This is a genomic window from Olleya namhaensis, assembly GCF_900114005.1.
GTDB lineage: Bacteria > Bacteroidota > Bacteroidia > Flavobacteriales > Flavobacteriaceae > Olleya > Olleya namhaensis.
Genome location: NZ_FORM01000004.1, coordinates 266803 through 293524 on the forward strand (window position 1 = coordinate 266803; position 26722 = coordinate 293524).

Annotated in this window: 25 protein-coding genes and 3 tRNA genes; 15 read left to right on the forward strand and 13 right to left on the reverse strand. The window is 32.6% G+C overall.

What is annotated here, in order from left to right; all coding sequences use genetic code 11:
* The 10 genes from BMZ09_RS08410 (at position 1) to BMZ09_RS08455 (ending at position 12832) form a co-directional block, all read left to right on the forward strand.
* A complete protein-coding gene (locus tag BMZ09_RS08410) occupies positions 1–852 on the forward strand; it encodes a peptidyl-prolyl cis-trans isomerase (protein ID WP_245741121.1) in 852 nt (283 codons plus the stop codon).
* Complete coding sequence (locus BMZ09_RS08415; RefSeq protein WP_317042607.1) at positions 836–2266, forward strand: peptidylprolyl isomerase; 1431 nt, start codon at positions 836–838, stop codon at positions 2264–2266. The genes BMZ09_RS08410 and BMZ09_RS08415 overlap by 17 nt, the downstream gene beginning before the upstream one ends.
* 6 nt (positions 2267–2272) lie before the next feature.
* Positions 2273–3226: an AAA family ATPase gene (locus BMZ09_RS08420; protein ID WP_090839440.1), complete on the forward strand. Its 954-nt coding sequence runs from the start codon at positions 2273–2275 to the stop codon at positions 3224–3226.
* Between the two features lies 1 nt (position 3227).
* Complete coding sequence (locus tag BMZ09_RS08425) at positions 3228–3416, forward strand: GldL-related protein (RefSeq protein ID WP_090839442.1); 189 nt, start codon at positions 3228–3230, stop codon at positions 3414–3416.
* A gap of 18 nt (positions 3417–3434) precedes the next feature.
* Complete coding sequence (locus tag BMZ09_RS08430) at positions 3435–4580, forward strand: acyltransferase family protein (protein WP_177183520.1); 1146 nt, start codon at positions 3435–3437, stop codon at positions 4578–4580.
* Positions 4581–4812: 232 nt separating this feature from the next.
* Complete coding sequence (locus tag BMZ09_RS08435) at positions 4813–7593, forward strand: bifunctional aconitate hydratase 2/2-methylisocitrate dehydratase (protein ID WP_090839446.1); 2781 nt, start codon at positions 4813–4815, stop codon at positions 7591–7593.
* A gap of 186 nt (positions 7594–7779) precedes the next feature.
* On the forward strand, positions 7780–10050 hold the full coding sequence (locus tag BMZ09_RS08440; protein WP_090839448.1) for an aconitate hydratase: 2271 nt from the start codon (positions 7780–7782) through the stop codon (positions 10048–10050).
* A 132-nt stretch (positions 10051–10182) separates the two neighbouring features.
* The gene (locus BMZ09_RS08445) at positions 10183–11094 is read left to right on the forward strand and encodes an anti-sigma factor (RefSeq protein WP_090839450.1); all 912 of its coding nucleotides are present in this window, start codon (positions 10183–10185) and stop codon (positions 11092–11094) included.
* Between the two features lie 227 nt (positions 11095–11321).
* A complete protein-coding gene (locus tag BMZ09_RS08450; RefSeq protein ID WP_090839452.1) occupies positions 11322–12197 on the forward strand; it encodes an anti-sigma factor in 876 nt (291 codons plus the stop codon).
* Positions 12198–12265: 68 nt separating this feature from the next.
* Positions 12266–12832 carry a TlpA family protein disulfide reductase gene (locus BMZ09_RS08455; RefSeq protein WP_090839524.1) on the forward strand — a complete coding sequence of 189 codons (567 nt, stop codon included), beginning with the start codon at positions 12266–12268 and terminating at the stop codon, positions 12830–12832.
* Here BMZ09_RS08455 and BMZ09_RS08460 read toward each other — a convergent pair.
* From BMZ09_RS08460 to BMZ09_RS08495, 8 genes are all read right to left on the reverse strand, one after another.
* Positions 12824–13969, reverse strand: coding sequence for a lycopene cyclase family protein (locus BMZ09_RS08460; protein WP_090839454.1), 1146 nt, complete (start codon positions 13967–13969; stop codon positions 12824–12826). The genes BMZ09_RS08455 and BMZ09_RS08460 overlap by 9 nt on opposite strands.
* A gap of 12 nt (positions 13970–13981) precedes the next feature.
* Positions 13982–14431, reverse strand: a complete 450-nt coding sequence (locus BMZ09_RS08465) for a sterol desaturase family protein (RefSeq protein ID WP_090839456.1) — start codon at positions 14429–14431, stop codon at positions 13982–13984.
* 2 nt (positions 14432–14433) lie between these two features.
* The gene (locus BMZ09_RS08470; protein WP_090839457.1) at positions 14434–15273 is read right to left on the reverse strand and encodes a phytoene/squalene synthase family protein; all 840 of its coding nucleotides are present in this window, start codon (positions 15271–15273) and stop codon (positions 14434–14436) included.
* 2 nt (positions 15274–15275) lie between these two features.
* Positions 15276–16739, reverse strand: a complete 1464-nt coding sequence (locus BMZ09_RS08475; protein WP_090839459.1) for a phytoene desaturase family protein — start codon at positions 16737–16739, stop codon at positions 15276–15278.
* A gap of 13 nt (positions 16740–16752) precedes the next feature.
* Positions 16753–17652 carry a MerR family transcriptional regulator gene (locus tag BMZ09_RS08480; RefSeq protein WP_090839461.1) on the reverse strand — a complete coding sequence of 300 codons (900 nt, stop codon included), beginning with the start codon at positions 17650–17652 and terminating at the stop codon, positions 16753–16755.
* 92 nt (positions 17653–17744) lie between these two features.
* Positions 17745–17829: transfer RNA gene (locus BMZ09_RS08485), tRNA-Leu, on the reverse strand.
* Positions 17830–17882: 53 nt separating this feature from the next.
* Positions 17883–17955, reverse strand: a tRNA-Lys gene (locus BMZ09_RS08490).
* Between the two features lie 56 nt (positions 17956–18011).
* Positions 18012–18084 (reverse strand) — tRNA-Lys (locus BMZ09_RS08495).
* 124 nt (positions 18085–18208) lie between these two features.
* On the opposite strand from BMZ09_RS08495, the gene BMZ09_RS08500 reads away from it, so the two are divergent.
* Entirely contained in the window at positions 18209–18724 is a 516-nt protein-coding gene (locus BMZ09_RS08500; RefSeq protein ID WP_090839526.1) for a shikimate kinase, read from the forward strand.
* Here BMZ09_RS08500 and BMZ09_RS08505 read toward each other — a convergent pair.
* Both BMZ09_RS08505 and BMZ09_RS08510 read right to left on the reverse strand, forming a co-directional pair.
* Complete coding sequence (locus tag BMZ09_RS08505) at positions 18716–19219, reverse strand: phosphoribosyltransferase family protein (protein WP_090839528.1); 504 nt, start codon at positions 19217–19219, stop codon at positions 18716–18718. The genes BMZ09_RS08500 and BMZ09_RS08505 overlap by 9 nt on opposite strands.
* A gap of 1 nt (position 19220) precedes the next feature.
* Positions 19221–19595, reverse strand: a complete 375-nt coding sequence (locus tag BMZ09_RS08510) for an RNA-binding S4 domain-containing protein (RefSeq protein WP_090839464.1) — start codon at positions 19593–19595, stop codon at positions 19221–19223.
* Between the two features lie 80 nt (positions 19596–19675).
* Here BMZ09_RS08510 and BMZ09_RS08515 point away from each other — a divergent pair, with 80 nt between their 5' ends.
* Positions 19676–20719, forward strand: coding sequence for an FKBP-type peptidyl-prolyl cis-trans isomerase (locus BMZ09_RS08515; RefSeq protein WP_090839466.1), 1044 nt, complete (start codon positions 19676–19678; stop codon positions 20717–20719).
* Between the two features lie 68 nt (positions 20720–20787).
* Here the strand turns inward: BMZ09_RS08515 and BMZ09_RS08520 are convergent, their stop codons facing one another.
* The 3 genes from BMZ09_RS08520 to BMZ09_RS08530 all read right to left on the reverse strand — a co-directional run bounded on the left by BMZ09_RS08520 (position 20788) and on the right by BMZ09_RS08530 (position 23343).
* Positions 20788–21378: a porin family protein gene (locus BMZ09_RS08520; protein WP_090839468.1), complete on the reverse strand. Its 591-nt coding sequence runs from the start codon at positions 21376–21378 to the stop codon at positions 20788–20790.
* A gap of 145 nt (positions 21379–21523) precedes the next feature.
* Positions 21524–22477 carry a transketolase family protein gene (locus BMZ09_RS08525; protein ID WP_090839470.1) on the reverse strand — a complete coding sequence of 318 codons (954 nt, stop codon included), beginning with the start codon at positions 22475–22477 and terminating at the stop codon, positions 21524–21526.
* A 20-nt stretch (positions 22478–22497) separates the two neighbouring features.
* Positions 22498–23343, reverse strand: coding sequence for a transketolase (locus tag BMZ09_RS08530; protein WP_090839472.1), 846 nt, complete (start codon positions 23341–23343; stop codon positions 22498–22500).
* Between the two features lie 202 nt (positions 23344–23545).
* Between BMZ09_RS08530 and tgt the strand changes: the two genes are divergently transcribed.
* The 3 genes from tgt to BMZ09_RS08545 are packed head-to-tail and all read left to right on the forward strand — an operon-like array spanning position 23546 to position 26645.
* Positions 23546–24676 carry a tRNA guanosine(34) transglycosylase Tgt gene (gene tgt / locus BMZ09_RS08535; protein ID WP_090839530.1) on the forward strand — a complete coding sequence of 377 codons (1131 nt, stop codon included), beginning with the start codon at positions 23546–23548 and terminating at the stop codon, positions 24674–24676.
* Entirely contained in the window at positions 24677–25750 is a 1074-nt protein-coding gene (locus BMZ09_RS08540; RefSeq protein ID WP_090839474.1) for an LptF/LptG family permease, read from the forward strand.
* Positions 25737–26645, forward strand: coding sequence for a DMT family transporter (locus tag BMZ09_RS08545; protein WP_090839476.1), 909 nt, complete (start codon positions 25737–25739; stop codon positions 26643–26645). The genes BMZ09_RS08540 and BMZ09_RS08545 overlap by 14 nt, the downstream gene beginning before the upstream one ends.
* Positions 26646–26722: the final 77 nt, after the last annotated feature.

The window sequence follows — 26722 nt, forward strand, 5'->3', positions numbered from 1 at the left end:
TTGAGAAAAACCATCTACATATTTGCGTTATTTAGTCTGTTGTGGTCTTGTGACTATTTTAAACCTGTGCCTCTAGAAGAAGCTATAGCTAGAGTGGACGATGTGTTTTTATATACAAAGGACCTTAAAAAGGTATTACCCGATAACTTAAGTAAATCGGATAGTGCTATTTTTGCTAATAATTTTATTACTAAATGGGCAACACAACAATTATTTGTTCAAAATGCTCAAGTTAATTTATCAGACGCTAAACTAGATAAGTTTGACAGGTTAATTAAGCAGTATAAAAATGATCTATACAGTAAAGCTTATGTTGAGGCTTTGGTTGCTAAAAATTTGGATACTGTAGTGTCTAATACAGAGGCAGTCTCTTATTACGATGCCAACAGGGAAGCTTTTAAATTAAATGAAGATTTAATAAAATTTAGATACATCAATGTTGAAGCAAATAGATTAGATCTAGAAAAGGTTAAAACAAAGTTTAAACGTTTTAACACAAAGGACAAAAAGGAATTGGATTCAATCTCAATTCAATTTAAATCCTATTCTTTAAAAGATTCCGTTTGGATAAGAGTAGATCAAGTCATTAAGAAAATAGAAGCTGTAGGTATTGATAATAGAAATGATTTGTTAAAAAAATCTAATTTTATACAACTCAAAGACTCATTAGGATTATATTTGATGCAAATAAATGATGTATTGTTAAGAAACGATACAGCACCATTAGAATACGTAAGACCAACAATTAACCAAATCGTTATTAATAAACGAAAATTGGAATTGATTAAACAATTAGAAAAGGACATTACTAAAGATGCCATTAAAAACGAACAATTTGAAATTTACAATTAAAACTAAAACGTTATCCGCTTTTGCGTTTTTATTATTAGCAAATTTTACTGCTTCAGCGCAAGAAATTATTGACGAAACTGCTCCAGAAACAGTTAAAGATACTACGGTAACTAAAGGAGCAACTAAGGTAGACGGTGTTGCTGCAGTAGTTGGAGATTACATTGTATTGGATAGTGATATTGACAAAATGATTTTACAACTTAAGGCGCAAGGTGCATCTTTACAAGGGGTATCTAATTGTCAACTGTTTGGTAAATTATTAGAAGATAAGCTATATGCACACCATGCTATTCAAGATAGTATCGTGGTTAATGATGCTGAGATAAACTCTAGAGTAGATCAACAAATTGAGCAATTCTTGCAACAGACCAAAGGTAACATGGATGAGTTACTAAAGTTTTATAAAAAAGATAGCGAAGCTAGTTTCAGAGAAGAAATGTTTGAAATTAACAAGAGTAATAAATTAGCTTCAGAGATGAAGACTAAAATTATTGACGAGATTGAAGTAACTCCAGAAGAAGTACGTCAGTTTTTTAATAAAATACCAAAAGACGAACGTCCAAGATTTGGAACAGAGCTTAAAGTAGCACAAATTATAATTGAGCCTAAAGTTTCTGAAACTGAAAGACAACGTGTCATTGATCAATTAAAAGAGTATAAGAGAGAAGTAGAAGTAGACGGGAAAAGTTTTAGATCTAGAGCTGCTTTTTATTCTGATGATCCAGGAACAAAAAAATCAGGAGGAAAATTACCTCCAATGAATAGGTCTAACCCAAGAATGGTAAAGGAATTTAGAGATGTTGCTTTTTCTTTACAAGAAGGAGAAATTTCTGAGCCTTTTGCAACAGACTTTGGATACCATATTATTTATTTAGAAAAAATTAGAGGGCAAGAATATGATGTGAGTCATATCCTTTTAGTTCCAGAAATTTCTGATGAAGAAGTTATGGAAGCTAAACAAAGAATAGAAAAAATTAGAGACGATATTAATAATGGAGATTACACGTTTGCTGAAGCTGCTAAAGAATTTAGTGACGAGAAAGAAACTAAAAGTCAAGGCGGACAGCTAATTAATCCACAAACTCAAGATTACAATTTTGAGTTAACTAAAATGGATCCTGAATTATACGGACAACTACAAGGTTTAGAAAACAACACAGTAAGTGATGTTTTAACAGACTCTGACAGACAAGGTAACATCAAGTTTAAGTTAGTTACAGTTACGGATAGAATTGATGAGCATGACGCAGATTACTCTCGTGATTATTTAAAGATTAAAGAATTAGCTTTAAACGAAAAACAATACAATGCTATTGGTGAGTGGCAAGACGAAAAAATTAATGATACTTACATTAAAATTAGCGAATCTCATAGAGATTGCGATTTTAGCAGTAACTGGTTAAAAAACAAATAGATTTATATGTCAGACGTTGCAGCAGTAAAATCTCTAGTAACAAGATACAATGCGTTAAGGCAAGAAGTAGCCAAAGTAATTATAGGACAAGACGATGTAGTTAATCAGATTTTAATCTCGATTTTTTCTGGTGGTCACGCCTTATTAATTGGTGTTCCGGGATTGGCCAAAACATTAATGGTTAATACTATTTCTCAAGCTTTAGGATTGGATTTTAAACGTATACAGTTTACTCCAGATTTAATGCCAAGTGACATTTTAGGAAGCGAAATCCTAGACGAAAGCAGACAATTTAAATTTATTAAAGGACCAATATTTGCTAATATTATTTTAGCAGATGAGATTAACCGTACACCTCCAAAAACGCAAGCAGCCTTGCTAGAAGCGATGCAAGAGCGTTCGGTAACGGTTTCTGGACACCATTACAAATTAGATTTACCATACTTTGTTTTAGCAACTCAAAACCCAATTGAGCAAGAAGGAACGTATCCACTTCCAGAAGCGCAATTAGATCGTTTTATGTTTGCTATCAATTTAGATTACCCAAGTTTTCAAGAAGAAGTAGATGTTGTAAAAGCAACAACTTCTAATCATAAACCAACGGTTAATGCCTTATTTACTGCGCAAGAAATCGTAGATTTTCAACAGTTAATTAGACGTATTCCTGTAGCAGATAATGTTATAGAATATGCGGTAACTATGGTTGGTAAAACTAGACCAAATAGTGATGCAGCTTCTGATTTGGTAAAGCAATATGTAGATTGGGGAGCAGGTCCAAGAGCTTCTCAAAACTTAATTTTGGCAGCTAAAACACATGCGGCTATAAACGGTAAGTTTTCTCCAGATATAGAAAACGTACAAGCAGTAGCAACTAGTATTTTACGTCATAGAATGATTAAAAACTATAAAGCTGAAGCTGAGGGAGTGACTATTGAGCATATTATTAAAAGTTTATTTTAACATGAAACTGAAACAGTTATTAGTACCATTTATTATCTTATTAATTGGTATTGCAGTAACAGTTGTAGGTGCTGTTTTTAAAATCCAACATTGGACTAATGGAAGTTTAATATTAACTTTGGGTACATTTATTGAGTTTTGTGGTATCTTTTTAGGTATAATTAAGCTTATAAAAATAGCGAGACAATAATATTTAAACTTTTCTATTTTGAAATCTATAACAGCAAAAAAACAAAGAGTATTTGGTTTAGATGTTGTTAGGGCATTAGCAATCCTGCTCATATTATGTTCACATTCTACTATCTTAATTTTTCCGGAGTCGCAGTCCACACTTATTAAAATCATTCAATTTTTGGGCACCATTGGTGTTGATCTTTTTTTTGTGCTTAGCGGTTTTTTAATTGGAGGTATTTTAATCAAACAGATAGAAGCTAAACAAACTAAGTTTAAAAATTTTACCCAGTTTTGGATGCGTCGTTGGTTACGGACATTGCCTAATTATTATTTAGTATTATTAATTAATATAGGATTGTTATTTGTTTTTAATACTGAAGTTCCAAAGCAGCTCTATAAGTATTTCTTTTTTCTTCAGAATTTTTCAAATAAACAGGCGGATTTTTTCACGGAATCATGGAGCTTAACTATTGAGGAGTTTGCTTATTTAATCGGACCAATTTTATTATTTGTTTTAGGCTTAATTTTTAAAAAGAGTGGTAAATGGTTGTTTTTGGCTGTAACACTGCTTGTAATAAGTAGCGCCATCTTTCATAGGTTTATTTTTGATGTTAGTATTACTAATAGTCCTCACCACTTCTCATGGAGTAAATCTTTACGTAAAGTTTTAGTGTATAGACTAGATAGTATTTACTATGGCTTCCTAGCTGCGTTTATAGCATACTATTATGCTATGGCTTGGAAACGTTATAAATGGATAAGTTTTGGTTTAGGTGTCGTTTTATTTGTGGGTGTTCATGTCTATATTTTTATAAATTCATTAAATCCAGATCATTTTTCAACGTTCTTTAATGTGTATTATTTATCTATAGTGTCAATAAGTATATTACTCACATTTCCTATGTTTTCAAATTGGAGATCAACTTTAAGGTTTCAAAAGGTTGTTACAAACATTAGTTTATGGTCATATTCTATTTATTTAGTAAATTATTCTATAATACTATTAAGTATTAAGCACTATGTTGTTATTTCGGATCTATCTGCTTTAAGTAAATTAGGTGTTTTAGGATTGTATTGGAGTGCTACTTTTGTGGTTTCTTATCTCTTATTTTCCTTTTTTGAATATCCAATTATAAAATTTAGAGATTCTGCACGGTTTAAAGGATGGTTTGCAAATTAGATTTCTTATTAATTTAATATTTTAAGGTGTTAAAAATTATCATTTTACTATTTTTTAAGTTGTATTTGGTCTTTTTATTGAATTTTATTTAGTGATTGTTCTAATATCTTATATATTTTCAAAATACTTCAATTTTTCGTAATTTTGTTTGCCTTAAATAGGCGGTCCAATTAAGCTAAAAGGTTAGCTTAATTGGACGTTTAAGATTTAATATAATCCTTTTAATTACTATATGAACACTTATAAAGATTACCTTAAAGAGATAGAAGACAGGAAAGTACTTGGACTTCATCCTAAACCAATTGATGGTGCTGAATTACTTAGCGATATTATTACTCAAATTATTGATGTAAATAATGAATTTAGAGCGGAGTCTCTTAACTTTTTTATCTATAACGTTTTACCTGGAACAACTAGTGCTGCAGGAGTAAAAGCTAAGTTTTTAAAGGAAATTATTTTAGGTGAAGCTGTAGTTAAAGAAATTACACCTGCTTTTGCTTTTGAGCAATTGTCACACATGAAGGGTGGACCATCTATTGAGGTATTATTGGATTTAGCTTTAGGAAACGATGTTGCTATTGCTACAGAAGCTGCAAAAGTATTAAAGACACAAGTGTTTTTATACGAAGCAGATATGGCGCTTTTAGAGAATGCTTTTAAAGCAGGTAATACTATTGCAAAAGAGTTATTAGATAGTTATGCTCAAGCAGAATTTTTTACAAAACTTCCAGAAGTTGATGAAGAAATAGAAATAGTAACTTTTGTTGCTGGTGTTGGAGATATCTCTACAGATTTATTATCTCCGGGTGCAGATGCACACTCAAGATCAGATCGTGAATTACATGGTCAATGTATGTTTGAGCATAACAAAGACATGCAGAATCAATTGTTAGCTTTAAAAGAGCAACACCCTGATAAACGTGTGATGTTAATCGCAGAGAAAGGAACAATGGGAGTAGGGTCTTCTAGAATGTCTGGTGTAAATAACGTGGCGTTATGGACTGGGGTTCCTTTTAGTAAATATGTTCCTTTTATCAATTTTGCACCAGTAATTGCTGGGACAAATGGTATTGCACCAATTTTTTTAACTACGGTTGGAGTAACTGGAGGTATTGGTATTGATTTAAAAAACTGGGAAAAGCAAAAAGATGCTGACGGAAATACTGTTGTAGATGCAGATGGAGAACCAGTTTTAAAGCAAACCTATTCAGTAGAAACAGGTACAGTATTAACCATTAATACTAAAACTAAAAAATTATATAACGGAGATAAAGAGTTAAAAGATATTTCTGCTGCATTAACGCCACCAAAAATGGAGTTTATTAAAGCAGGTGGATCTTATGCTGTTGTTTTTGGTAAAAAATTACAAACATTAGCTTGTAAAATATTAGAAGTAGAGATTCCTCAAGTATATGCCACTTCAAAAGAAGTATCTATTGATGGACAAGGGCTTACTGCTGTTGAAAAAATCTTCAACAAAAATGCTGTAGGTACAACTCCAGGAAAAACATTACATGCAGGATCTAATGTAAGAGTAGAAGTAAACATTGTTGGGTCTCAAGATACTACGGGTTTAATGACGTCTCAAGAACTAGAGATGATGGCAGCTACTATTATTTCACCAATTGTTGATGCAGGATACCAATCAGGGTGTCATACAGCGTCTGTTTGGGATGACAAGTCTAAGGCTAACATTCCAAGGTTAATGACCTTTATGAATGACTTTGGATTAATTACTGCGCGTGATCCTAAAGGGAAATATCATGCAATGACGGATGTAATCCACAAGGTTTTAAATGACCTTGCTGTGGATGACTGGGATATTATTATTGGAGGAGATTCTCATACACGTATGTCAAAGGGTGTTGCTTTTGGAGCTGATTCAGGAACAGTCGCGTTAGCATTAGCTACAGGAGAAGCTACAATGCCAATTCCAGAATCTGTAAAAGTAACCTTTAAAGGAGAAATGAAATCTTTTATGGATTTCCGTGATGTAGTACATGCTACGCAAGAGCAGATGTTAAATCAGTTTGGTGGAGATAACGTATTCCAAGGTAGAATTATTGAGGTGCACTTAGGGACACTTACGGCTGATCAAGCGTTTACATTTACGGACTGGACTGCCGAAATGAAAGCAAAAGCATCTATCTGTATCTCAGAGGAAGACACATTAATAGAATCTTTAGAAATTGCTAAAGGTCGTATCCAAATCATGATTGATAAAGGAATGGATAACGAAAAGCAAATGCTTAAAGGTTTAGTCGAAAAAGCTAATGCTAGAATCGAAGAATTAAAGTCAGGTGCTAAACCAGCTTTAAAACCAGATGCAGATGCTAATTATTTTGCAGAAGTTGTTGTTGATTTGGATGAAATTGCTGAACCAATGATTGCTGATCCTGATGTAAATAATGAAGACGTATCAAAACGTTATACGCACGATAATATCAGACCGTTATCTTACTACGGAGGAACTAAAACCGTAGATTTAGGGTTTATTGGATCATGTATGATTCATAAAGGGGATATGCAAATTTTAGCGCAAATGTTGAAGAATATTGAAGCGCAGCATGGTAAAGTAGAATTTAATGCACCATTAGTAGTAGCGCCTCCAACTTATAATATTGTTGATGAGTTAAAAGCTGAAGGAGATTGGGATATATTAGTTAAATACTCAGGTTTTGAATTTGACGATAATGCACCTAAAGGTTTAGCACGTACTAAATATGAAAACATGTTGTATTTAGAGCGTCCAGGATGTAACCTTTGTATGGGTAATCAAGAAAAAGCAGAACCAGGAGATACAGTAATGGCTACATCTACACGTTTATTCCAAGGTAGAGTTGTAAAAGATTCAGGAGAAAAGAAAGGAGAATCTTTATTATCTTCTACACCAGTAGTTGTATTATCTACTATTTTAGGAAGAACGCCTACAATGGCAGAATATGAAGCTGCAGTTGACGGAATCGTATTAACTAGTTTTAAACCTTCTAAAAAGAAGTTAGTGTTAGCATAATACTTAATAAATATATTAAAAAGCCTGAATCCTAGATTCGGGCTTTTTTATGCGGTAACTTTAAATAGCTGTGACATATAAATAACTTATGTTAGAATCAATCTATACTATAAATGGTGCTTTTAAAGTCTCTCTATATTTCGTACCTTGTAAGGATTAAAGTAGAATCTAAAAAAAATAAAATTTATGGCATTTGATATCGATATGATTAAAGGAGTTTACTCTAAAATGACGGAACGTGTTGATGCAGCACGTAAAGTTGTAGGTAAACCTTTAACACTTTCTGAAAAGATTTTATATTCTCACCTTTGGGATGGAACCCCTGAAAAAGCCTTCACAAGAGGTAAAGACTATGTGGATTTTGCTCCAGATAGAATTGCATGTCAGGATGCTACAGCTCAAATGGCTCTATTACAGTTTATGCAAGCTGGAAAAGACAATGTTGCAGTGCCGACAACGGTGCATTGTGATCATTTGATTCAAGCTAAAGATGGTGCTACAACAGATTTAAAGCACGCAAATAGTGTGAGTAGTGAAGTTTTTAACTTTCTAGAATCGGTCTCTAACAAATATGGAATTGGTTTTTGGAAACCAGGAGCAGGAATTATTCATCAAGTAGTTTTAGAAAATTATGCATTTCCAGGAGGAATGATGATTGGTACAGATTCTCACACAGTAAATGCTGGTGGTTTAGGTATGGTAGCTATTGGTGTTGGTGGTGCTGATGCTGTAGATGTAATGGCAGGTATGGCTTGGGAACTTAAATTTCCTAAATTAATAGGTGTAAGATTGACAGGTAAATTATCTGGTTGGACAGCACCAAAAGATGTCATCTTAAAAGTGGCTGGTATTGTTTCAGCTAAAGGAGGAACAGGAGCAATTGTTGAATATTTTGGTGAAGGTGCTAAATCAATGTCTTGTACCGGAAAAGGTACTATTTGTAACATGGGTGCAGAAATAGGAGCAACAACTTCTACTTTTGGATATGACGAGTCTATGGAGCGTTATTTACGTGCTACAGATAGAGCTGATGTTGCTGATGCAGCAAATAAAGTTAAAGACTATTTAACTGCGGATGCAGAGGTATATGCTAATCCAGAAAACTTTTTTGATCAAGTCATAGATATTAACTTATCAGAATTAGGGCCTTTATTAAATGGACCTTTTACTCCAGATTTATCAACACCAGTTGGTAAAACTATGGGAGAAAAAGCGACAGCTAACGAATGGCCTTTACAAGTAGAATGGGGACTTATTGGTTCTTGTACTAACTCATCTTACGAAGATTTATCGCGTGCATCTTCTATTGCACAACAAGCGTTAGATAAGGGTATAAAAATGAAAGCAGAATTGGGTATTAATCCAGGTTCTGAGCAAGTACGTTACACAGCAGATAGAGATGGTATTTTAGGAATCTTTGAAAAATTAGACGCTAAGATATTTACCAATGCTTGTGGTCCATGTATTGGACAATGGGCAAGATATAGTGATCCTAAAAATGCGCCTAAAAATAGTATCGTGCATTCGTTTAACCGAAACTTTGCAAAACGTGCAGATGGTAACCCAAATACACATGCTTTTGTAGCCTCTCCAGAGATTACAGCTGCTATTGCAATTGCGGGTCGTTTAGACTTTAATCCTTTAACGGATTCGTTATTAAACGAAGAGGGCCAAGAAGTAATGTTTGATGAGCCAACAGGATGGGAATTACCTCCAAAAGGTTTTGAAGTAAAAGAAAATGGATACTTAGCGCCGGATGAAGATGGTAGTGGTGTGGAAGTAAAAGTAGCTTCAGATTCTGAAAGACTACAATTATTAACACCATTTACACCTATTGGAAATGATATTTCTGGTGCTAAATTATTAATAAAAGCTTTCGGAAAATGTACAACAGACCATATTAGTATGGCTGGACCATGGTTACGTTTTAGAGGGCATTTAGATAATATTTCTAATAACTGTTTAATTGGTGCTGTTAACGCATTTGGTAAGAAGACAAACTTTGTTAAAAATCAATTAACAGGAGAGTTTGGTGGTGTACCAGATACTGCAAGAGCCTATAAAGCTGCGGGTGTCAAAACTATTGTCGTTGGAGATCATAACTACGGAGAAGGATCTTCTAGAGAGCATGCAGCTATGGAGCCAAGACATCTTGGTGTAGTAGCGGTAATTGTAAAATCTTTTGCACGTATCCACGAAACAAACCTTAAAAAACAAGGGATGTTAGGGTTAACATTTAATAATGAAGCAGATTACGATTTAATTTTAGAAGATGATACATTCAACTTTGTAGATTTAAACGAGTTTGCTCCAGGAAAGCCATTAACAATTGAGGTTGTTCATGCCGATGGAAGTAAAGATACAGTAGTAACAAATCATACGTATAACGAAGCACAAATTGCTTGGTATAACGAAGGAAGCGCGCTTAACTTGATTAAAAAAGAGAATAACGCGTAATTAGATTTTAAGTAATATTAAAAACTCCTAATAGTAATTAGGAGTTTTTTTTATAATAGGTGTAAGTTTTTTCCTTGATTACGACTATATTGCACTGAAAAAAAACTGAATTTAACTTTAAAAAAAATAACTATGATTAAAAAAATGATTTTTGCTTCTTTAGCATTAGGTGCACTTGCTACGTCTTGTAGTAGTGATGATGACGCATCAACACCAGCAGTAGTAATCCCAACAAGTACACTTACATTAAATTTTAATGGTTTAGGTAACTTAGGTGATAACTTAGTATATGAAGGATGGATAATGGTAGATGGTGCCCCCCAAACAACAGGTACGTTTACAGTAAATGACGCTGGAGTGGCTTCAAAAACTACTTTTGATATTCCAACGGAAGATTTAGATGCTGCCACAGCATTTGTTTTATCTCTAGAGCCAGCATCAGATTCTGATCCATTACCAAGTGCAACAAAAATTTTATCAGGGTCGTTTGCAGCTAATGCAGCATCTTTAGTAATTAATGACCAAGTTGGTGTGTTTAACTCATCAACGCTACCTTTTTCAGGTTCTTTTATCACAGCAACTCCTACAGATAATGCAGGTGGAGTAAATAATGGTAACGATGATATGGGTGTTTGGTTTGCTGATATGTCAGGTACAAGTGCAAGTTTAGTAAATTTACCTACTTTAAGTGCAGGTTGGAAATACGAAGGTTGGGTTGTATTTAACAACGGAACGGAAGATGTACCATTATCTATGGGTAAATTTACATCTGCTTCAGGTGTAGATTCTGCATCTCCTTATAGTGGTAACGAGCCAGCTCCTGCTTTTCCGGGGGAGGACTTTCTTTCTTTTTTACCGGCAGGTATTGATGGTGTAGTAACAGGTAGACCAGTTGTTATTTCTATTGAGCCAGATGTAGAAGGAACTAATGATACTACGCCTTTCTTTTTTAAGCCATTTAGTGGTAGAGAGGGTGTTGATAGTAATGGTGTTAGCTTAGAGGCTAACATTAATGCAACGGTTACAGGTACAGCTACTAGATAATATTTATTATTAAGTTGATAGAATATATTTTGTTTTATCGATTTGGCAATACAATAGTTTATATAAAAAGCGCTAATTTAAAAATTAGCGCTTTTTTTTTGTTTTTATAATGTTATTGATATTGAGTGTATTATGAATTTTTAATAATTTTTTCAGATAATTTGTAAGTATTTAGTTGATGTAACGACCATTTTAAGAAAATTGTTTAATTAATTAAAACTAAAACTATGATTAGAAAAATGTATTTAGCTGTAATGGCTATGGGATTATTAAGTGTGTCGTGTAGTAATGATGATGATGCTACACCACAAATTGAAACATCAGGATTAACATTAAATCTTACAGGGCTAGAAGCGCTTGGAGATGATTTTGTATATGAAGGATGGGTAATAGTGGATGGAGCACCTGTATCTACAGGACGATTTAGTGATGTCACTTTTCCACAAACATTTCAAGTATTAAGTACACAATTAGCAGCAGCAACAACGTTTGTATTGTCAATAGAGCCTACAGTGGATCCAGATCCGGCTCCAGCCGAAACTAAAGTATTAGCGGGAGATTTTTCAGGGACTTCAGCAAGTGTAAATTCTAATTTAGTTGCAGATTTTTCTACAGTAGCAGGGACGTTTATTTTAGCGACACCTACGGATGCAGATGATACAAACGAAGAAAGTGGTGTTTGGTTTTTAGATAACGCTTCTGGATCAGCAGTAACAGGGTTAAATTTACCAGTACTTTCTGATGGTTGGAAGTATGAAGGATGGGCAGTTATAAACGGTACACCTATAAGTACAGGAACATTTACAGATGCTTCTATGGCGGATGATAATGCAGCAACATCTGTATTTAAAGGAGACACAGGAAATGGACCTGGTTATCCAGGAGAAGATTACTTACAAAATGCACCAGCAGGATTTACATTTCCAACGGATCTAAGAGGAACTACAATAGTAGTGTCTGTAGAGCCAAGTCCTGATAACAGTGCAGCACCATTTACACTAAAACCATTAGCACAAATGGTGGCAGCAGATGCAGCAGTACATACTTCTATAACTATGGGAGATGGACCAGTGCAATCTTTAATGGGGACAGTAAACAGATAATTTATAATTGTTTTTTGTTAGATTTGAAGCACCTAATTATGTTAGGTGCTTCTTTTTTTTTTATACTTATGAAAATACCTAAGGTTACATTTAAAAATATAGTTTTTGGACTAATTATAGTCTTATTAATTATTCCTGCTAGTAGACAATTTATTCAAATACAACTCCATAAAGGATTGGCGTTATTTTCGCCTAGTATTCAAACCCAGTCAAACCGAGAGCAGATAAACAATTATAATTGGAATTTAGTTGACTTAAATGGTAGCGTGTATAATTTCCGTCAAGCGGAAAACAAAATCGTACTGGTAAGCTTTTGGGCAACTTGGTGTCCGCCGTGTATAGCCGAATTACCGAGTATGCAAAAACTATATGAAACCTATAGCGATAAAATTGAATTTGTATTTGTATCCAACGAAAAAAATGAAACCATAAAAGCATTTATGACTAAAAATGGATATAATTTTAAAGTTTATACACCTTTAGAAGCTCCAATAATCAATCAATTTAAGGTAAGTAGCATTCCTCATACATTTTTGATTGATCAAAAAGGAACTATTGTTATTGATAAAAATGGTGCGGCTAATTGGAATAGTGATACGGTAAAAGCTACAATAGATAAGTTATTATTACTTTAGAGTCTTAAAGAAGGCTTTTATAAAGCTAAAGCTGAATAAAGACCACATAATTTTTAGATCTTCTGTAAAAGTAGATTCTTCATCTAAAAAGCGAAACATTGTATTGATATCGTTTTTACTATAGTATTGCTCAAAAATCCATTCACCTTTATGATTTTCGTCTTTTAAAACCTTTAAAAATATTTTATCGTAGAATTTATATTTTGATATAAATAGATTTTTAGAAGGGGATTGGTTGGTTTTTAAATTAGCAATAACCTTAGTTACTTTTTTCTGAGTATGTTTAAATGAATAGCCTGTAGACGGTTTTACCCAACCTCCAGCAGTTCCTATTTTAGTTATATTAGTGGTGTTATAATCATTAAACGGAAAGGTGGTCATTGGTATAATTCCAGATTCGGTTTCTGTTATGCTGTAGTCTTCAATTTTTAAAAACTCAGAAATGTATTGTTTGATATAACTATCGTACGTCGATTCTTCAACTGTGTTTTCTGTAAAATAAGTAAATTCTACTAAAGCTTCAGTCTTAGAAAATGGTAACACATACATAAACGTAGTTTGGTTTCCGTCTTTTAAACGGTAGTCCATCATTGTTATTCGTGTATCATCAAATACTGGGTGTTCCGTTTTTATAATCCAACCTTTAAAATGTTGTAATAATGTTGTGTGTGTTTTTATTTTAGTTGAAAATTCAGGTGTGACTCTACTATCAAAAACATGATTTGCAGTATAGCTATTCGTTTCGGTTGTTACTGTAACCAAATCTTTTTCTGATACGCTTGTAACCGTATCTGTTATAAAATGAATATTAGGCTTGTGTTTTAAATTCGCTTTAGCGTAATTATAAAAATCTAAGGCGCGTATACTTTTGTAGGTATAAGGAGCGAGGTTTAAATGTATTTGCTTTTTTGAACTATAAATAGTAGCTTTTTGCCAAGTTTTATAAGGCAATGCTCCCCAGTAGTTATCTTCTGTTTCCCAAAAACTCCACGTTTTGTCATTGGCGGATTTAGTATCAGGATCTATTAATGCAATTTGTTTGTCGCTAAAATATGCATCATTTACTAATGCTAAAGCTAGTTGTAGTCCGGCTAATCCATTACCAACTATTATGTAATCATAATGGGGTTTATGCATCTAAATTGTAGATTACTTTTTAAAATATTTAAAAGGAACAAATAGCATCCCAAAGCATTCTCCATCACCTTTCCCTAAATGCTTGTGGTGCATTTTGTGCGCACGTCTAACACCTTTAGCGTAAATATTATTTGCGTTTCTAAACAACTTAAAACGTTGGTGTATAAATATATCGTGCACTAAAAAGTATGCTGCGCCGTAAGCCATAATACCAAGACCTATGGGTAGGCAATACCAAACACCTTCATAACTCCAAAGGTAAAAGCATGTCATACTAACAATGGCATAAAATATAAAAAAGGCATCATTACGCTCAAACCAACTGTCATGATCTTTGTGATGGTGATCTTTGTGTAAGCTCCATAAAAAACCATGCATGACATACTTATGTGTAAACCACGCCATAAATTCCATTGTAGAAAAGGTTCCTAAAAAAACTAATATCCAATATACTGTTTGCATTATTATAATAAATTGAGTTGGTATTTAACATAGCTACGTGTTAGGAGTTCTGCCTTTTTGTAATTAGGCACTCTAATACGTGTGTTTTTAATTTCTAAAGCTGGTGTGTTCTTTAATTTTTTTAATAGTTGGTTGTAATATCGGTACGCCATAAATACACCAAATTTAGCTTCGATTGGTAATTGTTTGATTCCTTTTAGACCTTCTTCAAAATCATGTTCGATATCTTTTATTATTAGCAATTTATCTTCTTCCGTTAAGTTAGTTAAATCTGTATTAGGAAAATAAGTTCTGTCTAATAATTCATGATCTGCTTTTAAATCTCGTAAAAAGTTTACTTTCTGAAAGGCAGAGCCTAAAGACATAGCTGTGTTTTTTAACGATTCGTATTTTTGGTTATCACCTTTAACAAATACTTTTAAGCACATTAGGCCAACGACATCAGCAGACCCGTAAATATAGTCTTTGTATTCCTGATCTGTGGTGTATTTAGTTTTTGATAGGTCTAAACGCATACTTTTCATAAACGAGTCTACCATATGCTTATCTATATTGCATTTGTGATACGTGTGTTGAAAGGCATTTAAAATAGGGTTTAAACTTATCTTTTCTTTTAAAGATAATTCTAAGTCGTTTTCAAAACGGTCAAATAATTCTTGTTTGTTATAGTCATGAAATGTATCTACAATCTCGTCAGCAAATCTAACAAAACCATATATATTATAAATATCTTGTCTTATAGTATGAGACAACATTTTTGTTGCTAACGAAAATGAAGTACTATAAGAGGTGGTTACCACTTTACTACAATCGTAGGAAACAGCGTCAAATAATGATTTCATCTTTAATTATTGTGGTGTTTGTTAATTAATTCTGAGACTAGTTTACCAGAAATAAGTGCTGGTGGTACGCCTGGGCCTGGTACAGTTAGTTGTCCTGTAAAATATAAATTATTGACTTTTTTACTTTTTAATTTTGGTCTTAAAAATGCAGTCTGTAATAGGGTGTTAGCCATTCCGTATGCATTTCCTTTATATGAGTTATAATCTTTTATAAAGTCCTTAACACAAAAGGACTCTTTAAATATAATATTATTTTTTACATCTTGTTTTGTTAATTTTTCAAAGCGAGTTAAAATTAGGTCTAAATATTGTGCTCTAATTTCAGGTGTGTCTTCAATTCCGGGAGCAATAGGTATTAGGAAAAAACCAGTTTCGCAGCCTTTGGGTGCCATGCTACTGTCTGTTGTCGAAGGGAAATTGGCATAAAACAAAGGGTCTGATGGCCATTGTGGATTATCATAAATTTCTTCAGCATGCGCCTCAAAATTTGTATCAAAAAACAAATTGTGATGTTGTACGTTGTTCAGTTTTTTATCAAATCCGATGTAGAACAATAGGGAAGAAGGGGCGAATGTTTTCTTGCTCCAGTATTTTTCTGAATATTGTCTATGTGTTTTGTCTAATAATGTTTCTGAATGATGATAGTCAGCACCACTTAAAACAACATCAAAATCTAATATTTGATTATTTACGACTATAGATGTTGCTTTTTTATTAGCGACGTTAATTTTAGTAATCGGACTGTTGGTTTTAATGACTACTCCTAAACTTTCTGCAAGCGATTGCATTGCCTTTATAATCTCATACATTCCACCTTTTGGGTGCCATGTACCTAAACCAAAGTCGGCATAATTCATAAAATTATAAAATGAAGGGGTCTTACTAGGTTTTGCACCCAAAAATAATACGGGAAACTCTAAAGTTGAAATTAATTTTGGATTTTTAAAGTTTTTACGAACCTCTCTGCTTATAGTTTTAAAAAACTGATCTACACGAAGTGCTGTTTCTGGTGTTATTAATTCTAAAGGAGAAATACCTGGTTTTAAAACAACTTTGTTAATTGCAATATCATAGTTTTCGCCAGCTTTTTTTATAAACTTTCTAAGCGGAGTAGAGCTACCCGGTTCTATACGTTCAAATTCAGAACATATTTTATCTAAAGTATCACCGATGGTTATATTGTCATCCTTAAAAAATATTTTGTAAGCCGGAGATAATTTATCTAGTTGGTAGTAATCAGATGTTTTTTTTCCAAACTCGGCAAAAAACTTGTTGAATATATCTGGCATCCAATACCAACTTGGACCAATATCAAAGGTGAAACCGTCTTTTTTAAATTGTCTGCAACGACCACCAATAGTATCGTTTTTTTCAAAAATAGAAACAGTGTGTCCAGCTTGCGCTAAATAACAAGAAGCTGAAAGTGCAGAAAATCCGGAGCCTATAATTGCGATGTTTTTACTCATTAATTTATATTAATTATAAACTTTCTAAGACCTCTTTTGTGGTTTTAAAAGCGGCTATTTTAGGGTTTGTTATGTCTTGTAAGTAAGCAGTCATACGACCAGATATTACTAAGTTGCTGTTGCTTTTACTTAAGATGTTTTTATCAAATTCAGCAATATACTTTAAGATATGTTCTTTATCTGGCTTAACGGTAAAACAAGATACAAATGTTATATTCTCAAATTGAGATAATAGATACTGTAAACTTTCAATAGGGACACTTTGACCTAGATATATGGCGTGTGCACCTTGGTTTATGATTTCGTAATTAGTATATAATAGACCTAATTCATGTACTTCGTTGTCAGGAAGAAATAAAACATAAGTTTTGTCGCTGTCTGAATGCTTAAAGCCACTTAAAGCATTGTCTGTGTTGATTAAAATTTTCTGCTTGATTAATTCAACTATAAAATGCTCGTGCGCTGGTGTTATGGTATCTGTTTGCCATAGTAAACCTATTTTATCTAATAACGGTACAAATATGGTATAGAAAATATCTTTAAAAGAAAATTCATCCATCAAGTCATTATAGGTTTGATAGAATAACGCTTGATCAAAATTGATCATAGCAAGCTTGAATAGGTTAATGGCGTGAACATTTTCATCACTTTGTTCCGCAATTTCTTTAACTAATAGGGGTACTTCTTCAGATTTTAGATTTGCTATTTTTGATATTTTATAGCCGTTACTATTTAAATAACTAATATTTAATATTTTTTGTAAGCTAGCTAAGCTATAATATCTAATATTAGTATCTGTCCTATTAGGTTCAAATAAGTTATAGCGCTTCTCCCATATTCTAATGGTGTGAGCCTTAATGCCTGAGAGATTCTCAAGATCTTTTATGCTGAATTTTGATTTGATATTGTTCATTATTTAGCTAAATTAGTTAAACAAAATGAGTTTTAACCATAAATGATCAAACATTTTGAAATAATTAACAATAAAATATAAATTTGGAAATGTGCGCACGAGAAGACTCGAACTTCCACGATTATAATAACCATTAGCCCCTCAAGCTAACGCGTCTACCAATTCCGCCACGTGCGCAATTTTAAAAAAAGATAAAAAAAAAAGCTAAGCAGTATGCTTAACTTTTTTAGTGACCAGTCTGGGGCTCGAACCCAGGACCCTCTCCTTAAAAGGGAGATGCTCTACCAACTGAGCTAACTGGTCTTGTATTTGTATGTACTATAAGAAAAAGGCAACCAAATACTTGACTTTTAATGTTGTGACCAGTCTGGGGCTCGAACCCAGGACCCTCTCCTTAAAAGGGAGATGCTCTACCAACTGAGCTAACTGGTCTTTTCCGTAACGGGGTGCAAATATATAAGCTTTTATCAAAAATACAAGGCTATTTTCATTTTTTTTTTTGTTTTTTTGCCTAGCATTTATGTATGAATTTAATAATCAATATATAACAACAAAAATGAACTTAATTTTAATTGGATATATGGCGTCTGGGAAATCAACAATTGGTAAAAAAGCAGCAGAATTGCTGAATTTTGATTTTGTTGATTTAGATAATTATATAGAAGAAAAAGAAAATTTATCTGTTTCTGAGATTTTTAAATTAAAAGGAGAGATTCATTTTAGAAAATTAGAACAAACCTATTTAAAGGAATTGACTAATAATCTTGATAAAACAATTATTTCCTTAGGAGGTGGTACACCTTGTTTTTATGATACCATGAGTTGGTTAAATAAGTTAGATAACCTCACAACAATTTACCTAAAGGCCAGTTTAGATGTGTTAACTAATAGATTACATAAAGATAGCAGTAGGCCTTTAATAGCCCATTTAGATACTAAGGAAGCATTAAAGGACTTTATTGCTAAACATATATTTGAACGTTCTTTCTTTTATAATCAGGCTAATATTGTTGTGAACTCAGTAGATTCTGAAGAGGACACTCTAAGTAATTTAATGGAAAAACTAGTTTAAATAGGCTATCCAATCTTTACCATCTAAATCTACTTGTACGTGCTCATGCAAAGAAGTTGATAAAGAAATTCCTTTGTAGTCTGCCTTTACAGGGAATTTTTTATGATTACGGTTAACAAGTACAGCTGTTTTAAATTGTTTTAAAGGGACATCCAAAAAGTGCTTGACACTATATATTAAAGTAGTTCCAGAATTTAAAACATCATCAATCAAAACCACAGACTTGTCTTGATAGTCTTGAGGCTTTACAGATGTCTTAATTGGTTTTCTTGGGTCTTTTTTATCTATCTCTATTTTGCATAGTACCGGCTTAATTGGAGATATTTTTGAAAGTATGGTTTTTAATTTTTTTGCTAAAATATAACCATTAACATCTATACCTGCTAAAACAACTTCTGTTTCGGTGGTATTAGCCTCATAAATTTGATAAGCTATTCGTCTTAACTTATTATTAATAGCTGTCGCGTCTAAAATTATGTTTTTTGGTAATTCCATATTATTGTTCATTTTCTAATGCTAGATCATCCAAATCTCTTCTATCTTTCTTTGTTGGTCGACCAACCCCTTTTTTTCTGTAATAATCTTTAGCTAATTTAAGCATTTCTTGTGCTTCAAAAGCAGATTTTGGTGTTTTATCAACGCGATATATGTCAACTAGCTTAGCACCAACACGGTTAGGAGGTATGTCTAAAACGGTTAAAGTGTAATTGACTTGGTCTTTTCTTAACACAATAGTATCTGTAGGGTAAACATCTCTGCTTGGCTTTGCTACAGTATCATTTACCTTAATATGTCCTTTTTTACAGGCAGTTGTAGCTATGTTTCTAGTTTTAAAATACCTAACACACCACAAATATTTGTCTACTCGCATATAAATTATCTAAAATTGACGTTAACGTTATTGTACAAAATTATATTAAAATGTATCTTGCAACTTCAAAAATAGCAATAATGAAATTAAGAAAAATTACTTTTGGTGTTATATCTATGCTAATGTTAATTACAGCTTGTAATTCTGATGATGATACGACTACAACTTTTGTTGAAAGAGATAGACAAGAAGTATACGATGAGAATATTACAGAAATTGAAGAATATTTAACGACTCACACATACAACTATAGTGACTATGACTTTGCTAATCCTTATACTTTAGCAAATGATAATTTTGAAATTATCTTTGATACCATTAGTGCTACTAATGGAAATTTAGATGCAATAGCATTAATAGATAGACCTGAATTAAGTAGTAAAATAGTTACTGAAAATGATATAGATCACACATTATACTTTCTTAATATTAGAGAAGGTTTAGGTAATGTTGTTCATCCATTGGATGCAGTAGGTGTAACTTATGAGGGTATACTGCTTGATGGAACTGTTTTTGACGGTGCAGATGTAGTTAATAGTCCTTTTGATTTAACTAGTGCAGGAACTTCTTTTGGAGTTATTACTGGTTTTAGAGAAGCTTTAATAGAATTTAAAACTAGAGATGGTTATAGTGAAAATGGTGATGGTACAACTACAAATCATAATTTTGGTATAGGAGCAGCATTTATACCTTCAGGTATTGCTTATTTCTCATCTAGTACAACTACAATACCTAGTTATTACCCTTTAATTTTTAAATTTGGTGTTCTTACAAGAATTAATACAGATTATGATGGAGATGGTATACCTTCTTATTTAGAAGATTTAGATGCTGATGGTGCTGGAGATGATGAAGATACAGATGGAGATAGTTTTTCCAATTTTGTAGATAGTGACGATGATAACGATGGTGTTTCGACTATAGACGAAATTATCGAAAATGTTTATGTTATTGATACTAATAATGGAGATGTAGAGCCGGTTTATGCGGATAATGAATATGAGACTACTCGAAGTCAAATTTCAGGTGTAATTACTATTAAAACAATTACATTGATGGACTCTGATAACAATGGGATAGCAGATTATTTGGAAGACACGATTTCAATTAATTACGATAATTAGTAATTAAATTATTTAATAAAAAAAGAGCCACTTTTAAAGTGGCTCTTTTTTTTGTTGTTTAATTAAAATTATAGCATTACAGATAAACTAAGGATTAATTGGTCTGGTCTTGTGTCTAATCTATCGTTATTTACTAATGAGATGTTGTTATTTATTAATGTAGCTTCATTATCACTAAATCCTCTTTCGTATCTAAGGTCAATTCCTATTTTATTAAAACTAACACCGATTCCAAAATTTAGACCTACAGAAAAATCATCTTGTATAGAGTTTATCGTGGCATTTTCAAAATCACTATCTATAATATATTGTAATGATGGGCCAGCAAAAACATGCAAAGGACCTAATACTTTAAGACCAATTAATAGCGGAACATCTAATTTTTTTAAATCAAATTCTCCTGCGATATAATCACTTTTAGTAGCTGTGTAAACTAATTCAGGTCTAAAATAGACTTTGGTACCTACTTTTGCAAAAACGCCAATATGGTACCCTAAGTTACGGTCTGGGTTTTGGTAGCTGTTTGTTGCGGATTCAAAATAATCTCCATTACCATTATAGTTTAAACCTCCTTTAATCCCAAAACCACTTTCGGTTTGAGCATAGATACATGTAGAAACTAATAGCGTTGCAATTGATGTTAAAATTAAATTTTTCATAATTGTAGTTTTTTTGATGAACACCATTTATAACGAAAATTGTGCCAAAATATTTTAGATAAGTTGTAATGTCTTTGTCAAGAAAGCAAAAAGGCGTTTAAAACAAATTGTTTTAAACGCCTTTTTTTTAGTCTATATTTTAGATCTATTTTCTTTTTACAACTTTTTCGCAAGCCTTTACGATAGCTTCAGCATTTAAACCGTATTTTTCCATTAATTGAGCAGGTGTACCTGACTCTCCAAATGTATCATCTGTAGCAACAAACTCTTGAGGTGTTGGTTGATTTTGAGATAGTATTCTAGAAACACTTTCGCCTAAACCACCTAACTTATTGTGTTCTTCTGCAGTAACAACACATTTTGTTTTCTTAACAGACTCAATAATAGCATTAGCATCTAATGGCTTTATAGTGTGGATATTTATAACCTCTGCAGAAATACCTTTTTCGTTTAAAACCTTAGCAGCTTCTAATGCTTCCCAAACTAAGTGTCCAGTCGCAACGATAGTTACATCTTTACCATCTTGCAAATGTAATGCTTTCCCGATTTCAAACTTTTGATCAGCAGGTGTAAAGTTAGCTACTTTTGGACGTCCAAAACGCAAGTAGACAGGACCATCATGGTCTGCAATAGCTATTGTGGCAGCTTTGGTCTGGTTGTAATCACAAGTGTTAATTACAGTCATTCCTGGAAGCATTTTCATTAGTCCAATATCTTCAAGGATTTGGTGTGTTGCACCATCTTCACCTAAAGTTAATCCGGCGTGAGAGGCACAGATTTTTACGTTTTTATCAGAATAAGCAATACTTTGTCTTATTTGATCGTATACACGACCAGTAGAAAAGTTAGCAAATGTACCTGTAAAAGGAATTTTTCCTCCAATAGTTAAACCCGCTGCAATCCCCATCATGTTTGCTTCAGCAATTCCAATTTGAAAAAAACGTTCTGGATTTTCTTCTATAAACTGATTCATTTTTAAAGAACCAATTAAATCTGCGCAAAGTGCTACAACATTAGGGTTTGTTCTACCTAATTCTGTCAATCCGTCTCCAAAACCTGATCTTGTATCTTTACTTCCTGTATTTGTATATGTTTTCATTTTGTCTTAATTCAAGTTGATTAATAATCGCCTAACGTTTCAGGGTTTTGCTCTAATCCAATAGCTAGTTGCTCATCATTAGGTGCTTTTCCATGCCAAGCATGTGTATGCATCATAAAATCTACACCATTACCCATTACTGTTTTTAGTAATACACATACTGGTTTTCCTTTTCCTGTTAAGCTTTTTGCTTCTGCCATACCTTTTAATATAGCATCAATATTGTTACCAGCTTCAATGTCTAAAACAGTCCATCCAAAAGCTTCAAATTTAGCTCTGAAACTTCCCATTGGTAAAACAGTATCTGTAGACCCGTCAATTTGCTGACCATTTAAATCAATAGTTGCAATAATGTTATCTACTTTTTTTCCAGAAGCATACATAATTGCTTCCCAGTTTTGACCTTCTTGCATTTCTCCATCACCATGTAAACTGTACACTAAATGTTTATCACCATTTAATTTTTTAGCTTGGGCAGCACCTAAAGCAACACTTAAACCTTGACCTAAAGATCCTGAAGCAATTCTAATACCAGGTAGTCCTTCGTGAGTTGTTGGATGTCCTTGTAATCTTGTATTTATTAATCTAAAAGTATTTAATTCTTCTACAGGGAAATAACCACTTCTTGCTAATACACTATAAAAGACAGGAGAAATATGACCATTAGATAGGAAAAATAGATCCTCTCCAATACCGTCCATATCAAAACCTTCTTTTCTGTCCATTATGTCTTGATAAAGTGCTACCAGAAATTCTGCGCAACCTAATGAACCTCCTGGGTGTCCAGAATTTACTTTGTGTACCATACGTAAAATATCTCTACGTACTTGAGTAGTTAAATCTTCTAATTGTTGTGTGCTTGCCATGTTGTATGGGTTAATTATTTTGTTTCAAAATTAGTTTTTTAATATGCCTTTACCAAGATTATTGATGACACTTATTAACGAAATGTACCGATTTCTTAACAATTACGGTTAATTAGAGTATTCACAAACAATTTTAGCAACTATTTAGGACCCTTTGTGTTTTTCTTATATATATTTGTTAGCTGAAGATTTAAGAGATATAATGACTTTCGATTTAAAAGCAAAAGACACACAAAGTAACGCAAGAGCAGGAGTAATGACTACGGATCATGGTGTAATAGAAACACCTATTTTTATGCCTGTAGGTACTGTTGGTTCTGTAAAAGGTGTGCACCAAAGAGAATTAAAAAATGATATTAATCCTGATATTATTTTAGGAAATACTTATCACTTGTATTTGAAACCTCAAATAGATGTTTTAGAAAAGGCGGGTGGTTTGCATAAATTTATGAATTGGGATAGGAATATCTTGACGGATTCAGGTGGGTACCAAGTGTACTCTTTATCAGGAAATAATAAAATAAAAGAGGAAGGTGTTAAGTTTAAGTCTCATATTGACGGAAGCTACCATATGTTTACTCCTGAAAATGTTATGGAAATCCAACGTAGTATTGGAGCTGACATTATTATGGCGTTTGACGAATGCACACCTTATCCATGTGACTATAATTACGCAAGACGATCTATGCATATGACGCATCGTTGGTTAGAGCGTTGTATCACACATTTAGAAAAAACACCGTTTAAATACGATTATTCACAATCGTTTTTCCCAATTGTACAAGGAAGCACTTATAAGGATTTGCGTAAACAATCTGCAGAGTATATAGCAGGTGTTGGAGCAGAAGGTAATGCTATTGGAGGATTATCTGTGGGAGAGCCAGCTGAAGAAATGTATGCGATGACAGAGGTTGTTACGGATATATTACCTTGGGATAAACCACGTTATTTAATGGGAGTTGGAACGCCTATAAATATATTAGAAAATATTGCTCTAGGAGTTGATATGTTTGATTGTGTTATGCCAACACGTAATGCTAGAAATGGGATGTTATTTACAGCGTACGGATCAATAAATATTAAAAATCTAAAATGGCGTGAAGATTTTTCGCCAATAGATGAAATGGGAATTACATTTGTAGATACAGAATACAGTAAAGCATATTTACGTCACTTGTTTAACGTGAATGAGTTATTAGGAAAACAAATAGCAACCATCCATAATTTAGGGTTTTATTTATGGCTAACTAGGGAAGCTAGAAAGCATATTATTGCAGGAGACTTTAAAGCATGGAAAGATAAAATGGTTAAACAAATGAATAATCGTCTGTAAGTGAAAATATTAGATTGGTACATATTAAAACGTTATTTACTAACTTTTGCAGTTATGCTATTGTTGTTTATACCTATTGGTATAACAGTACATTTGGCTGAGAAAATTGGAAAAATATTAGAAAACAATGTGCCTTTCGGCGAAGTCATGCAGTACCTGTTAGACTTTACCATATATTTTGCTCATTTACTATTTCCTTTATTTTTATTTCTATCGGTTATTTGGTTTACCTCAAAATTAGCTAATAATACAGAAATTGTTGCTTTTTTAAGTTCAGGTGTTTCTTTCTCACGATTTTTAAGGCCTTATTTAATTGGCGCAGTCATTGTTGCTATTATCTCTATAGTTTTAGGTTTGTATTTAGCGCCAAACGCAAGTAAAGGATTTAATAATTTTAAGTATAAATACCTCTCTGGCAAGAAAACAACTAATAGTAACAATGTCCTGAAGCAGATTAATGACAATGATATTATTTATGTTACTAGCTTTGATACTAAAAATAAAACAGGTGTTAACTTTACTTTAGAACATTTTGAAAATAATAAAATGGAGTATAAGATAAGTGCCTCTAATATTAGATTTAAGGATAAAGATTCTGTTTTTCGGTTGACCAATTATTCTAAAAGAATAATTGGAGAAAACAACGATATTTTGGATACACAAAGAAGAAAAGATACCATTTTTAGCTTCGATTTAGAAGATTTAACACCAGAAGATTATATTGCAGAAACACTACGTTATAATGAGCTTGTTAATTTTATTGATAGAGAAGAAAAACGTGGATCAAAATTTATAGGGAGGTACAAATTAGCTAAATATCAAAAATGGAGCTTACCAGTATCAGTCTTTATCCTAACTATTATTGCTGTAGCTGTATCTTCAAGAAAACGAAGAGGAGGTATGGGAGTTAATTTAGCATTTGGTATCTGTATAGCTATGATATTTGTCTTTTTCGATAAAATTTTCGGTACACTAGCGTCTCAATCAAATTTTTCGCCATTACTAGCAGTATGGTTTCCAAATATTATTTTCGGAATTCTAGCCATAATATTACTGCGAAATGCAAAACGATAAGCTTAAAAATTATTTACACTTACATTTACTAGTATTTATTGCTGGCTTTACCGCTATTATTGGAAAGTTAATAACCTTAAATGCGGTAAGTTTAGTTTGGTATAGAATGCTTATAGCTACTGTTTTGATGTTTATCTATATCAAAATAGCTAAGATTAATATTTCAATTAGCAGAAAAGCGTTTTTTAAATTAGCTATTGCCGGAATTATAATAGCGTTGCATTGGATTACATTTTTTGGTTCTATTCAAGTATCTAATGCTTCTATAGCATTAGCCATGTTTTCTACAGGTGCTTTTTTTGCATCATTTATAGAGCCCATTATTTATAAACGAAAAATTATTACCTACGAGATTGTTTTTGGTCTTATTGTGGTTCTAGGTATTTATCTAATTGTTAGAAGCGAATTCAGATATATTGAAGGTATGATTTTAGGTGTTATTTCTGCTTTTTTATCATCATTATTTGCGGTGCTAAATGGTAAATTCTTGGAAGAGCATTCAGCGACCAAAATCTCTTTTTACGAGTTTATTAGTGGTGTGTTTTTTATCACATTATATATCGCGATGTTTGGGGATGGATTTAATGCAAATCATTTTAATGTTTCATTATCAGATTGGTTTTGGTTATTTGTTTTAGCTTCAGTATGTACAGCATATGCCTTTATCGCATCCGTACATGTTATGCGCTTTATTAGTCCATATACAGTTGTATTGACTTATAATTTAGAACCTATTTATGGAATTGGTTTAGCCTTAATTTTATTTCCAGAGTCAGAGACAATGTCGTCTTCGTTTTATATAGGTGCTTTTATTATTTTAGGTGTTGTTTTAAGTAATGGTATTCTTAAAAACTGGAAGAACTTCAAAAAAAACAAGATTAAAGAAACTAATTGATTATCAAAATTTAACGTAAAAAAGCACGTATTTTAATCAAATTCTTAAAATTTGAAATAAAAAATATGTAATTTTGC